Source organism: Candidatus Poriferisodalis sp. (genome assembly GCF_965215815.1).
GTDB lineage: Bacteria > Actinomycetota > Acidimicrobiia > Acidimicrobiales > Poriferisodalaceae > Poriferisodalis.
In genome coordinates, this window is the sequence record NZ_CBDCEO010000012.1 from 1049846 (window position 1) to 1063122 (window position 13277).

13 protein-coding genes are annotated in these 13277 nt (G+C 66.7%); 4 read left to right on the plus strand and 9 right to left on the minus strand.

Going from position 1 to position 13277, the window contains the following annotated elements; translation table 11 throughout:
- Positions 1-272: 272 nt before the first annotated feature.
- Positions 273-794, minus strand: a complete 522-nt coding sequence (locus tag ACOOHB_RS06650; protein WP_420444015.1) for a GGDEF domain-containing protein — start codon at positions 792-794, stop codon at positions 273-275.
- A 123-nt stretch (positions 795-917) separates the two neighbouring features.
- On the opposite strand from ACOOHB_RS06650, the gene ACOOHB_RS06655 reads away from it, so the two are divergent.
- Both ACOOHB_RS06655 and ACOOHB_RS06660 read left to right on the plus strand, forming a co-directional pair.
- A complete protein-coding gene (locus ACOOHB_RS06655; protein WP_420444016.1) occupies positions 918-1766 on the plus strand; it encodes a fumarylacetoacetate hydrolase family protein in 849 nt (282 codons plus the stop codon).
- A gap of 63 nt (positions 1767-1829) precedes the next feature.
- Entirely contained in the window at positions 1830-2726 is an 897-nt protein-coding gene (locus ACOOHB_RS06660; protein WP_420444017.1) for a DNA-3-methyladenine glycosylase family protein, read from the plus strand.
- 4 nt (positions 2727-2730) lie between these two features.
- Here ACOOHB_RS06660 and ACOOHB_RS06665 read toward each other — a convergent pair whose 3' ends face one another.
- Positions 2731-4506, minus strand: a complete 1776-nt coding sequence (locus ACOOHB_RS06665) for an acyclic terpene utilization AtuA family protein (RefSeq protein WP_420444018.1) — start codon at positions 4504-4506, stop codon at positions 2731-2733.
- Between the two features lie 42 nt (positions 4507-4548).
- On the opposite strand from ACOOHB_RS06665, the gene ACOOHB_RS06670 reads away from it, so the two are divergent.
- Positions 4549-5238, plus strand: a complete 690-nt coding sequence (locus ACOOHB_RS06670; protein ID WP_420444019.1) for an alpha/beta fold hydrolase — start codon at positions 4549-4551, stop codon at positions 5236-5238.
- Positions 5239-5243: 5 nt separating this feature from the next.
- Here the strand turns inward: ACOOHB_RS06670 and ACOOHB_RS06675 are convergent, their stop codons facing one another.
- The gene (locus ACOOHB_RS06675) at positions 5244-5522 is read right to left on the minus strand and encodes a DUF4031 domain-containing protein (protein WP_420444020.1); all 279 of its coding nucleotides are present in this window, start codon (positions 5520-5522) and stop codon (positions 5244-5246) included.
- Between the two features lie 140 nt (positions 5523-5662).
- On the opposite strand from ACOOHB_RS06675, the gene ACOOHB_RS06680 reads away from it, so the two are divergent.
- Positions 5663-6352: a M23 family metallopeptidase gene (locus ACOOHB_RS06680; protein WP_420444021.1), complete on the plus strand. Its 690-nt coding sequence runs from the start codon at positions 5663-5665 to the stop codon at positions 6350-6352.
- Positions 6353-6377: 25 nt separating this feature from the next.
- Here ACOOHB_RS06680 and ACOOHB_RS06685 read toward each other — a convergent pair whose 3' ends face one another.
- The 6 genes from ACOOHB_RS06685 to ACOOHB_RS06710 are packed head-to-tail and all read right to left on the minus strand — an operon-like array spanning position 6378 to position 13188.
- Complete coding sequence (locus ACOOHB_RS06685; RefSeq protein ID WP_420444022.1) at positions 6378-7616, minus strand: AI-2E family transporter; 1239 nt, start codon at positions 7614-7616, stop codon at positions 6378-6380.
- On the minus strand, positions 7606-8427 hold the full coding sequence (locus ACOOHB_RS06690) for an inositol monophosphatase family protein (protein WP_420444023.1): 822 nt from the start codon (positions 8425-8427) through the stop codon (positions 7606-7608). The genes ACOOHB_RS06685 and ACOOHB_RS06690 overlap by 11 nt, the downstream gene beginning before the upstream one ends.
- Complete coding sequence (locus tag ACOOHB_RS06695; protein ID WP_420444024.1) at positions 8424-10055, minus strand: cation:proton antiporter; 1632 nt, start codon at positions 10053-10055, stop codon at positions 8424-8426. The genes ACOOHB_RS06690 and ACOOHB_RS06695 overlap by 4 nt, the downstream gene beginning before the upstream one ends.
- Before the next feature lie 20 nt (positions 10056-10075).
- Positions 10076-10897: an enoyl-CoA hydratase gene (locus tag ACOOHB_RS06700; RefSeq protein WP_420444025.1), complete on the minus strand. Its 822-nt coding sequence runs from the start codon at positions 10895-10897 to the stop codon at positions 10076-10078.
- A 38-nt stretch (positions 10898-10935) separates the two neighbouring features.
- Positions 10936-11412, minus strand: a complete 477-nt coding sequence (locus ACOOHB_RS06705; RefSeq protein WP_420444026.1) for a peptidylprolyl isomerase — start codon at positions 11410-11412, stop codon at positions 10936-10938.
- Between the two features lie 57 nt (positions 11413-11469).
- Positions 11470-13188: an N-acyl-D-amino-acid deacylase family protein gene (locus ACOOHB_RS06710; RefSeq protein ID WP_420444027.1), complete on the minus strand. Its 1719-nt coding sequence runs from the start codon at positions 13186-13188 to the stop codon at positions 11470-11472.
- Positions 13189-13277: the final 89 nt, after the last annotated feature.

Consider the following 13277-nt stretch of genomic DNA (forward strand, 5'->3'; position numbering starts at 1 on the left):
GGCGACCGGGTAGTTCCACGAACACAACAAGGGGCTTGATGTTGTGCGTCAAAGCCAGGTTGACGCTCGCTGGGCGGCGGGGAAATGGCACAGTGGATCGAGGCGGGCACGGCCCGTTACGGCGTGCATGCCTCGACGTCAAGAGGTCGGAAAAGCGGAACGGTTCAACCGCACCCTCGCCGACGAATTCCTCGGCAACGACAAGTCCCGATCCGAAACCGGCCGCAGCATCCGCTCGCGTTGCTGCTCGACTCTGCGATGCGAGTCCTGGGCTACGGGCGCAGCGCCTCGGCCACCTCGAGCCGGGAGGGGCCGAGCGACCGGGCAACGAACAGCGCCGCGTAAGCGCGATCGCGCAGGTCTGCGGCTTCCAACGCGTGCGTGGGATAACTCGCCACGCCCATCGAGAGCGTGATGCCAGTGTGGTACGAGCGTGCCGCCACCTCGCGTCGAACCCGGTCGGCAGCCCAGACCGCTCCGCCGTGCGGCGTGTCGTCGAGGATGGCGGCCAGGATCCCGTCGGTGCAGTGGCAGACGCTGTCTGACTCACGCAGCGTGCCCCGCACCAAGCGGGCTGCTAACCGCTGTGCCACGCGGGCCTGCGTGCTGCTGAGCTGGGAGAAGCCGTCCACTTCGAAGAACACCACCGAGAGCGGTTGGAGGGCCCGCCGAGCCAACGCCAGCTTCCGGTCGAGCAGGACCGCGAAGACGCGCACATCCGGAAGTCCCGTGACGGGATCCAGCACAGAGTCGAATACGCCGGGGGTCGAGCCCCCGGCGCCATGGCGAGCCATGGATCGCCAGAGTGCCACTGTCAAGCGGTTCGCACAATGCCGAGCGATGAACCCGCGGCATCGGCGACATCCAGCAGCAGCTTCACCGCGCCCGACGGGCGCCTCCGCACTAGCTTCAGCGCGATGCGCATCGCACGACATCTCCTAGACGGCCAGCCGGCTTTGGCCATCGTGACCGACGACGGTTTGGCAACACTGCAGACCGAGCACACCGATCTGCCGTCGCTGCTCGCCGCCTCGGGCGGCGACCTGGTAGCCGCGGTCGGGGCAATGGGCACAGGAACCGTGACACCGCTCGACGACGCCAACCTCCTGTCTCCGGTGGGGCAACCGCCCGCCATCCTCGCCGTCGGATTGAACTACGGAGCCCACGCCGCCGAAGGGGGCCGCGAGCCCCCGGAAGTGCCTATCATCTTCAACAAGCACTACAAGTGCATCGTCGGTCCCGGTGAGCCCATCCATCTCCCGACAGCGGCGCCCAGCATGGTCGACTACGAGGGCGAGCTGGCCGTAGTCATTGGCCGCACCGCTAGGGCAGTATCAGCGGCCGACGCCCCGAACTACATCGCCGGCTACACGATCATGAACGACGTCAGCGTGAGGGATTGGCAGCGCGCAAGCCCGACGATGATGATGGGCAAGTCGTGGGATACCCACGGACCGTGTGGCCCGTGGTTGGTGACCAGCGACTCGATTGACCCGCATTCGTGCCGCCTGGTCACCGAGGTAAGCGGCGAAATCCGCCAAGACGCCAAGACCGACGATCTCATCTTCGACTGCTACCAAGTCGTCGAGCATCTGTCGACGGCGTTCACGCTCGACCCGGGCACGATCATCGCCACCGGAACCCCAGCCGGTGTCGGCCTCTTCTTCGATCCGCCGCGCCTGCTGAAACCGGGCGACGAGGTATCGATCACGATCGAGGGCATCGGCACGTTGACAAACCCCGTGATTGCGGAGCCCATCGCCTAGAAAACGAGTGTGATGCGCTCGGTCCCCAGCACGGCTGTTGCGAGCGATTCCGCGTCGCCGGACGTGAGACGACGTTTCGAGTTCGACTTCGATTTGGACATCGGCCGCGCACTTGGGCGCGTCGGCGGCAAGGGCGCGTTGGGCCCCGTGCTCTACGACGGTCCTCGCATCTGGCGCGCACAGGACACGGCTTCTGGAGAGGCCACGCTTCGCATCACGCGCTCAGCGCACGCCGCTGAGGTTGAGGCGTGGGGACCCGGCGCGGCGGACGCCGTCTCCGGCGTGCCCGCGTTGCTGGGCGCACATGACGAGCCCGCTGCACTCGTGCCTGCGGACAGGACCGTGGCGGGCTGGGTTCGCCGCTGGCCGCTGCGGCGTCTCACCGCTACCGGCACGGTTTGGGAGCACGTCGTCCCGACTGTGTGCGGGCAGAAAGTGCCCGGGCTCAATGCCCGCAACTCCTGGCAGGGCATCCTGCGGCGTTGGGGGCGGCGCCCGCCCGGGCCCGCACCGGAGGCGCTGCGGCTGCCGCCGGCTCCGGAGCTGGTGGCATCACTCGCCTACCACGAGTTCCACCGCTTCGACGTGGAGCGCCGCCGAGCGGAGGCGATCATCGCGTTCGCTCGAAAAGCCAAGACTCTCGAGCGAGTGATCCAGCTTGCCCCTGATGCGGCCCGAGACCGGCTGCGGACCGTTCGCGGCATCGGCCCGTGGACTGCGTCGATCATGGTGCTGCTCTGCCACGGCGACCCCGACTCGGTGATCGTCGGCGACTACCAGATTCCCAGTTACGTCACCTGGCACTTGGCTGGCGAACGGCGCGGCGATGACGACCGGATGCTGGAACTGCTCGAGCCCTACCGCGGCCAGCGCGCCCGTGTGCAGGCGTTGGCCAAGTCCGCCGGGGCTCCGCCGCGCCACGGCCCGCGTATGTCCTTGCAGGATCTGCAGGGGCACTAGCGGCCTAGACCAGCAGCGCTTCGGGAATGTCGACGATCTTGGCGCGCAGATACTCCCCCAGCGCCTTCGCCTGCGGATCCTGCCGAGTCGAGGCAGCCACCCCTTCCTCCAGCAGTCCGTGGAAGATGAAGTTGAGGCTCCAGATGTTGGGCAGGTCGTAGCGATCCACCCGGTGCTCGGCGGCCTCACCCATGAGTTCCGCGAGCCGCTCGACGGTCAGGAAATCCGAGAGCCACCAGTAGGCCTCCGCCGAGCGGGCAAAGATGCCCAAGTTCGCATTTGGCCCCTTGTCGCCGGAACGGGTGCCGTACAGCGTTCCGAGCGGCACCGGCCGTGTCGGCCCGCCGGGAGGCTCGACGCGCGCGACGGGTGCCACCTCGACACCGGTGAACCGGATGTCGGGCGGGGTGCTGTCGACAACGGTTCGCCGGCCGTCCACCACCACCTGCATGGGAACCAGCTCTGCGTCGACGAGTGCGGGCCAGTACACGCCGAAGGGCTGGCCCGGTCCTGGGCCCCCTCCGGTGCCGAACATCCCGGGAATCGAACACAGACCGATCTCGGTGCCCGCATTCGAGAATGCGCGGCCGACTTTGCGCTCGTCCGGATCCTTCACGATGATCTTGTAGACGGCGACGGCTTCCTCGTTGGTGCCGGGGTTGGCCTTGTTCGTCGGCAGGAACTTGCGCACGACGGTCTCGTAGTCGTCGGGGCCGTAGGGGCAGGCATGCCAGAACTGCCGCTCGATGAGCTCGGCCTTTTCCTCGATGTCCAGGCCAGTGAGCCCAATCGAGATCTGGTTGCGATACCCGCCCTGGTAGTTCATTGCCACCTTGAGCGTCGGCGGAGCGGGCTCACCGCGGACGCCGCCGATGCGCACCCGGTCTCGCCCCAGCTGAGTCAGCTCGATCGTGTCGAAGCGGCTCACCACATCGGGGTTGAGGTACCGCTCGCTCTGGATCTCGTACAACAGCTGCGAGGTGATCGTGCCGACCGAGACCTCCCCGCCGGTGCCTGCGTGCTTGCCGATCACGGTCGAGCCATCGGCTGCTACTTCGGCCCAAGGGAACCCCGGGTAGGTCATATCGGCGATCTCGGTGAAGAAGCTGTAGTTGCCGCCGGTGGCCTGCCCGCCGCACTCGATGACGTGCCCCGCAACGATGGCACCGGCCAGCGCGTCCCAGTCGTCACGAGTCCACCCGTGGTGCCACGCGGCCGGACCTGCCACCACGGCTGCGTCGGTGGCGCGGCCCGTGATGACGATGTCTGCCCCCTGGTTGAGCGCCTCCACGATGCCCCAGCAGCCGATGTACGCATTCGCGGTCACGATCCGGGAGGCCAGTTCGCCGAGCGGCTGGCCTGTGTCGAGGTGGGCGAAGTCGTCGCCCGCCTCGATGAGCTCGGTGAGGCGGTCGGTGAGATCATCGCCGTCCACGTAGGCAATTGAGGGGTTGAGGCCCAGCCGGTCCGCAACCTCGGCCACTGCGTCGGCGCAGCCGGAGGGATTCAGGCCACCGGCATTGGTCACAACCTTGATGCCACGATCCAGGCACGTGCCCATGACCTCTTCCATCTGGGTGACGAAGGTGCGGGCGTAGCCGCTGCCGGGTCGCTTGGCTGCGATGCGCGACAGGATCAGCATGGTCAGCTCGGCCAGCCAGTCGCCCGTCAGGGCATCGATGGGGCCTTCGGAGACCATCTCGCGCGCGGCGGAGAGTCGGTCTCCGAAGAAGCCGCTGCAGTTGGCGATCCGGATGGGCGGTGCTGTCGTGGTGCTCATATGTCCTCGGACGATAAACGTTGTTCTGGCAGACTTCTCGCCATGGCGAACCCCGTGCTCCTGCTCCACGGTTTCACGGGCTCGGTTGCGAGCACCTGGCTGCCGACCGGCATCATCGACCTGCTGCGCGAGGGTGGTCGCGAAGTGATCACGTGGGACCTGCCAGGGCACGGCTCTGCGCCAAAGCACCACGACCCGGCCAGGTACGCCGACATGGAGGCCAAGCTGGTCGAGCGACTCGCCGACGAGGTCGGCGGTCAAGCTGTCGACGGAGTGGGCTTCTCCATGGGGTCGCGCACACTGCTCGCCATGGCGGCGATGGCACCCGAACGGTTCGGCCGCCTCGTCGTTTCAGGAGTCGGCCGGAACCTGTTCGAACACGACCTCGAGCAGGCCGAGCGAATTGCGCGTGGTGTTGCCGGCGAAGCCGAAGCCGATGACGTGCACGCACAGACCTTTGCCCGCTATGCCGCCGAACCCGATCAGGACGGCCAAGCGCTGGCCGCGTTCATGCGCCGCAAGCACGCGCCGCTCGGACCCGAACAGTTCACACGGATCACCCATCCGGTGCGGGTGGTCCTCGGCAGCGAAGACTTCGCTGGACCCGCAAATCCGCTGCTCGAAGCGTTGTCGGACGCCTCGTACACCGAGTTGCGCGGCTGCGACCATTTCGCCACGCCGAAGAACTTCGGATTCATCGACGCCGTGATGGAACACCTCGAAGTGTTCTGACGGCGTCAACCGCTGTCTATGACTCGTCGCGGCCGCCGCTGACGCAGTCCCGCCGCTCGCAGCCGCGACACCAATTCACGGCTGTTCACCGCAACGGCACCCGCACGCAGCGCCAGCTCTCTCTCGGCCTCATCGACGTCGTAGTGGTCGCCCTGGAATGCGGCGCGGCGCTTGCCGATGAGTGCAGCGAACTGGTGCAGCTCGTCGTAGCTCTCGTCGGAAACGAGGTGGGCCCAGCGGCGGCCGCGCCACTGCCAACGGGCATCGTCGACGAGGATCGTCATCGGTCCAGCTCGGCCGTCAGCTTCTCCGTCAGGGCAGGCCAGATGGACGAAATAGACTTGTCTCCTCTCCGGCGCGCCTGCGGAGGGGGAGGCGCAGCGTGAATCAGCAGATGCAGCGCGTACGTCGTTCCCACCCGTGGATGACGCGCGCCATCGCAGCGGTCACGCTCGCGCTCGCGTGTGCTGGTGTCGCGCTTGGGGGTGGCTCGGCCGTGCACGCAGCGGACGTTCCCGCCGAGGGGCTGCCGGTCAACCTGCACCTGAACGCCTGCTTTCCCGAACCTGCTCTCCCGACGCCTCCTTACTTGGGGCCCGCCATCGAAGGCGCGCTCATCTACGACGACTGGATCGCCACCATCATCGCCGCGACGCAGGGCTGCGAACCGCTCCGGGTTCCGGTCTTCGGCGAGTTTCGCATTCCGCTTGCGGACCCGGTCATGAGTTCGGAATTCGGCCGTCGCTACCACCCGGTACGCAGACGCTGGCTGCCCCATACCGGGGTCGACCTCGTCGACCGGGAGCGGCGCTGGCGGGTCTCGGTCCTGGCTGCGGGCATGGGGACCGTCATGGCGGCGGGGAACTACGCCGCGTACGGGCGCACGGTCATCATCGACCATGGAGCGCGGGTCGCGACGGTGTACACGCATCTGAGCAGCATCTACGTACGTGAAGGTGACTACGTGGAAGCTGGGGACAGGGTGGGACGACTTGGTTCGACCGGCGCAGTCACCGGCCCGCACCTGCACTTCGAGATGCGGCTGGGCGGTGCCGCAGTCGATCCATTGGACTACGTGGTGCCTTGGCCGAAACCGCCCTCGGGTCACCTCTGACCGCTTCTCGCCGGCGGCGCCCACTTCAGCCAGATGCCGGCGAGTCGGATCCGGCTGCTGTGTCAGTGTCGGTGGCTGCTTCGTCGGCACCGTCAGCCGCTTGTGCACCGCTCGCGCCGTCCGGTTCGTCCGGCTCGTCCGGCTCGTCCGGCTCGTCCTGGTGAGTTTCGAATAACTCTGACTCGATGAGTTCGTGCCGCTTGATGTACGTCGACACAAACGCCTGAATTGTTGCGGCCGCCGGCACCGCCAACAGCGCGCCGACCGAGCCCAGCATGGCAGCGCCCGCCAGGACTGAGCCAAACGCCACCGCAGGATGAATGTTCATGGTGTGGGCAGTGACTCGAGGCGCCAGCACGTAGTTCTCGAGCTGCTGGTACGCGAGCACCACGATAGCGACCCACAGAGCAGTAATCGGATCGTCGAGCAACGCGATGAGCAGGGGAAGCAGGCCCGCCAAGTAGGTGCCGACGACCGGTACAAACTGCGACAGAACACCCACCCACATGGCGAGCGGAGCTGGGAACGGCACGCCGATGACGGCGAAGGCACCCCAGTGGAGCAGGAAGGCTGCGACGGCAAGCAGGGTTCGGGAATAGATGTACCCACCGGTCTTGTCGATGGCCAGTTCCCAGCCACGCAGCACAGTCGCCTGGCGCACCGGATCCAGGGCCGAGCACAGGAGGCGGCGCAGCCGGGGCCCATCGGCCACCAGATAGAAGGTGAACAGGACAATGGTGAGCAGTTGCACCGCGACATTCACCACCGCTGAACCGACCGACACGAGGTTGCCGGCCACATCGCCGAGCACGGACGCAGCGCTGCCGCCCTCGGTGAACTGAGCCGCGAGCTCGTCGGTGTTGAACTGGACGCCCAACCGCTCGTCGGCCCAGCGTTCGATGTCGGACAGGTATCCCGGAGCGGCGTCAATGAGCTTGACGATCTGATCGGCCAGCACCGAGGCCATGGCTGCTGTGAAGCCGGCAACCGCCAGCACGAACACCAAGAAGACGAGCGCAGTGCCGAGCCCCCGGCGCCAGCCTCGACGCGCCAGCCAGTTCACCGCCGGCTCCATCGCAAACGACAGGAACAGTGATACGAGCAGGACCACCAGCAGGGTTTGCAGCTTCTCGAGCAGCCACGCTGCCGTGGCCAAGCCCACGACAGCGGCCATAGTCAGGCCGATCGCGCGCGGCACCCAGCGCGGCATTCGGTCGCGCTCGGGCAGGTGAATCTCGCTTCGACGCCGGGCGTCACTCGCCATGAGCACTCCCCCTGTGGGCTTCCATGGCGGCGACGACGGTTGCGTGCAGCCGCCCGTTGGTGGCGATCCCGTTGCGGTTGCGATACTCGGGCCGGCCTTCGACATCGGTGAAGATCCCGCCTGCCTCGGACATGATCACCGGCATCGGGGCCAGATCCCAGGTCTCGCACACCGGGTCGATCATGGCCTCAGCCTGTCCGGTCGCGACCAAGAAATAGCCGTAGGCGTCGCCCCATGTGCGCATCATCGCGCCCCCGGCGCGCAATGCCTCGAATTGGGAAGGCTCGAAGGTCTCGTAGCTGGAGGTGTTGACCATGGCACCTCGCAGAACCGGGTGATCGCTCACCTCACAGCGATGATCGCCGAGCCAGCAACCCGTGCCGCGGCCAGCGGCAAGCGTCAACCCCATCGCGGGAAGATCGATCACACCGACCAGCGGGCCGTAGTGGTCCACCAGCGCCACAAGAGTCGCGTACAGCGGAACGCCTCGCACAAAGCCACGGGTTCCATCGATGGGGTCGACGATCCAGGTCCGCCCATCGGGTCGGATTGAACCGCCTTGCTCCTCACCGAATATCGCATCACCGGGGAACTGCTCGGCGATCCGCTCCCGGACGAGGCGTTCTGCTGCCCGGTCGGCTTCGGTCACCTCGGTCCCGTCCCGTTTCCAGGAGACTCCGAGGTCGCGCTGGCCGAACCAGCGCAGCGTGAGTGCTCCCGCAGCGGCGGCGATGTCGCGCACCACCTCCACGAGCGACTCGCTTGCGTTCGGGGAATCTCCGCGCGGTGAAGCGTCGGCCCCCTGGCTCATTCGCTCCGCCCCGGGCTCTGCCACGGCAGCCGTCGAGGCCGCGGCGGCTCGTCGGACTCGGGCAGATTCAGCGGGAAGGTCAACACCGGCACCGACAGCTGGCGGGCGATCCGCTCGGAGGGCAAGAGCACCAGGCGCGAGGCGCCCGCCGGTGGTCGCGGTGTGAACAGGACGACGAGATCTGCGTGATGCTGGCTGCGTGAACGTACCACTGCGCCGGTGAAGCTCTCGTTGCGCAGCGAGCGGAATTCGAAGTCGACATCGCGGCTGCCGCATCGCTCCCCGATCTTGGCTGCGTGCGGCTCGTCACGCTCTCCCGGCATCAGCACGACCAGCGACGAACGCCATCGAGCCGCCTGATCGATCAGCCACTCCGGCAACTCCACTGGTACTGGTGCAGCAACCAACACGCGGGCTGGCAGCTCGAACTGCTCTGGAACGGACCCGTTCTCGTCTTCTTCGGACGACCAGCCACGCAAGTCGCGGGCAACCAGCAGTGGTCCGACCAGTTCGAACAACACGACGGCGCCCAGCACCACCGTCGCGGCCTCTGCGCCCGGGGCGCCGAGACGCTCGGATGCGATGACTGCCAAGCCCACTGCAACACCCGCCTGCGGTGTCAGGTTGACACCCAGTTGCAGCGACCTGCGCCAGCCGAGGCCGCCCACCAAGCCTCCAGTCAAGCCACCGACGATCTTCGCTGCCACGCGCACGACGACGTATGCGATGCCGACAACGCCAACCTTAGGCACATCGGCGAGGTGGATGGAGGCGCCGGCGAGAGCGAAGAACAGCAGGTACAGCGGCTGTTCGACGGTCTTGATGGTCCGGAACAACCTCACCGAGAACGACTGCGGCGACACGGTCGCCGCCGTGGCTCCCGCAACCAGTGCCGCCAGCGGCAGCGAGATGTCCAGCCATCCCGCGAGGGTCCACCCGATGACGATGTGCACCAGCACGAACAGCAGGAGCTCACCGGAGGTCTCGATCTGGAATCCGAGCCGCGAGATGAACAAGCCCAGTAGGAGGCCCAGCACGGCCCCGCCGATGCCGAGTTGCACGAAGTCGAAGAGAGCGCTGCCGATGTCGGCGGCTTCGTCTGAGAGCAGCAGTGCAATCGGGAGAACTGCGGCAAATGTCGTCGTGGCCAGCGCATCGGATACCGCGTGCGTTCCGACGATGCCGGTGGGATAGCTGCCCCGCGCCCGCACTGAACTCACGATGTGCGCAATGGTCATCGGCGCGCCAGCACCGGCGAGCGCACCGAGCACCAGCGCCACCGAGCGGTCTGCCCCGAGCCTGCTCGTCACCCAGTACACGGCAATTGCGCTCAACGCAAACTGGATGACACCGGTCGTGAGCGTCCACCGCGCAGCCCGCAACGCCCGCACCGACACGCGCTCGCCGATCACGAACATGAGCACTGCGAGCGCCACCTCAGTGACCGGACGCAACGCGATGAGCGATGGTTCGTCGATCAGATTGATGAACGGCGGGCCCGAGGGGCCGAGCAGAGCGCCGACGATGAGGAACGCGACCAGCTCGGGCAGGTGATGCCGTGCCAGCAAGCGGCTGGCCAGATACGCCAGCCATGCCAGAACAGCGAAAGCGACCAGCGTGTCGTTCATGGCCGCCTCACGGCGTACGCCTAGCCGTCGGTGACGACTGGCTCGAAGTTCGGATCGCGATGCTCGACGAAGCTCTGGACGCCTTCCTTGAAGTCGGTGCGTCGGAGCGATTCGCGCATGAGGGCGTTCGACTCTTCAAGGGCATCGCTGCGTGCCTGGTCAAGCTGGCCCCACACCTGACGCTTGATCTGCGCCATCGACCAGGGAGCGCTGTAACGACCGAGATCGCGGGCATAGCTGACAGCCGTTGACAACAGATCCGCCGGAGGCACCACCTTGCTGACAACGCCCATCTCCTTGGCCTCGGAGGCAAGGAAGACCCGGCCGGACATAAGGATGTCCAGCGCATGGGACGGACCGACCACCCGCGGCAGCATCCACGCCACGCCGTGCTCGGCAATGAGGCCTCGACGGGCGAACGCACTGGTGAACTTGGCTCCCTCGGCGGCGAACCGGACATCGCACATCATGGCGTGGACGAAGCCCAGCCCAGCGCATGCTCCATTGATCGCGGCCACAACCGGCTTGGGAATGGTGAGGGCATAGTCGTGACGCTCGGCACGCAAGCGCGGAGCGTCCCCACCGCCGGTGCCTTCTCCCTGGCCACTGCTGATTCCCTGCAGGCTGTCCATGTCGGCCCCGGCGCAGAAGCCTCGGCCTGCGCCCGTCACCACGACTGCGCGCACATCGGGATCGGCCGCCGCCTGGTCCAGAGCGTCGAAATAGCCAGTGCCCAGCTCACCCGTCCAGGCATTCAGGCGTTCGGGACGGTTCAGCGTGACGATTGCCACGCCGTCGTCAACCTCGTACAGCACTGTGTCATTCGTTTGGTTGCCGCTCATCTGGATCCTCCTCGCAGACGCCGCCGCGGCAACGCTACTCACGAGCGAGGCAGTGCCTGCACCGTCACGGTGTCCATCGTGTCGCCCACGGCGATGCCCAGCGCAACGTCCATGCCCTCGGTCACATAGCCGAAGAGGTTGTAGGCGGGCTGCAGCTTGGCGCGGCAGTCGTCGATGCAGATGAAGAACTGGCTGCCGTTCGTGTCAGGACCGGAATTGGCCATTGCCACCGCACCCAGCGTGTAGTCGCCCTTCACCGGTTCGTCGGCGAAGCGGTATCCCGGGCCCCCGCGCCCCGATCCCTCGGGGCAGCCGCCCTGGATGACGAAGTCTGAAACGACGCGATGGAACGTCAGCCCGGTGTAGTAGCCGTCCTGGGCCAGGTTGACGAAGTTGTTCACCGTGGCTGGCGCCAGCTGAGGGTCGAGATCCATGACGATGCGACCCTTGGACGTGTCAAGGGTGACACGCCAGATCGCATCGGTGTTGATGTTCATTGGAGGTGCAGATGCCATGAAGCTGCGACGCTATCCAAGCGCGCCCGGCGAGCCTCAAGGCCCGAGCGGTTGCCGTCAGTCGGTGGAGCGAAGCGTGCGTCCGGCGAGCGCACCGGCGTGCTCGCCGTCGCGCATGAACATCTGGCCGTTCACGAGTGTGGCGTCATAGCCGGCTCCGCGCTGGATGTACCGACCCGCACCGCCCGGGAAGTCGTAGACGTACTGGGGTCCTGACAACGACAGCCGATCGAGGTCGATGATGTTGACGTCGGCGAACCGGCCGGCTTCGAGCCGACCCCGGTCGGCCAGCCCGAACAGGTCCGCAGTGTCCGAGGTGATCCGGCGCACTCCTTCGGGCAGGGAAAAGAACCCGTTGTCGCGCACCCAGTGGCTCAGGAAGAACGTGGGCTGGCTGGAGTCCATGATCTGACCGACATGGGCTCCCGCGTCAGCGAGACCCATGACGATGGAGGGGTGGCTCAGCAGTCGCTCGATCGCGTCGAAGTCCTGGTTCAGCACCGGCAGGCTCAGCATCACCGTGCCGTCGGAGCGATCCGTCGCATCCAGGAACAACTCCACCGGGGACACGCCAGCGGCGGCAGCCTGAGCCTCGAGCGTGTCATCAGGTCCGATCCGGTAGTTCGGATTGACGGCATCGAGCAGGTAGAGACGGCTCAGGTCCACCAGTGAGTTCGCCATGCCGGTGGAGTTCTTGTTCGACGAGTTGGCCTCGGTCACCATTGCTGCACGCGTGGCAGGGTCACGGATCGCCGCGAGCCGCTCGGCCACGCTGAGGTGGCGCAACGAACGCCAGGTGTCACCGGCGCGGTCCCACGGCGTGCGGTGCTGGATTCCCAGTACGACGCCGATGGCACGGCAGGTGGTCTGGGGCCGCAGGTTCGCGCCCGCCGCATTCTGGTCGGCGACGTAGCCGAGCACCAGGTCGCTCATCTCGGGTTTGCGCGCGGAGTACACCAGGCCGAACGTGCACGGCTGGCCGCTGCGCCGGGTGATCTCGCCGAGCACCTCGATCTCATGGCGACCGCCGGCGAAGTCCGGGCCGGCGGCCTCGAAGCGGGGAGCTGATTCGAACACGCCCTGGCCATGGCGACCCAAGACATCGCCGAACGCGTACAACTCGTTGTCGTCAGCGAACGTGCCCGGGATCGGCCGACCGTCGGGCGTGCGATGCAGCAACGTGCGCGACGTCGAGAACCCCAGGGCGCCTGAGCCCATCGCCTCGTCCACCAGCTCGCACATCGCGGCGATCTGCCACTGCGAAGCAGGACGCTCTTCGAGGCTGTCAGGGCCCATCGTGTGCCAGCGGACCGCGACGTGGCCGACCATGCCGCCCACATTGATGCCCTTGGGCATGCCGTCCAGGAAGGAGAGGTACTCGCCGTAAGAACGCCAGTCCCAGGGCAATCCCTGCATGATCGACTGCTTCGGGATGTCCTCGACCGACTCCATGACCTCGGCGATGTATTCGATGTCGGAGGTCTTCACCGGAGCGAACGTGACGCCGCAATTGCCCATCACCACCGAGGTAACGCCGTGCCAGCACGAGCTCGAGCCAATGGGATCCCACGCCAGCTGGGCGTCGAGGTGGGTGTGAATGTCCACGAATCCGGGCGTGACGACCTTGCCGGCAGCATCGATCTCGGTGCGCCCGGAATCGGGCACCTCACCGATCGCTGTGATCCGTTCGCCGTCGATAGCAACGTCGGCAACCTTGGCGTCGGCGCCAGTCCCGTCCACCACCAAGCCGCCTCGAATGACTGTGTCGTGCGACATCGCGCGCTCCCCTGCTCGTACCTGTTACCGGTCGTTGAGCTTACGCTCGGCCCTGCCGGCCCGCAGGTGTCTCCGCGCCCCTGTCGTGG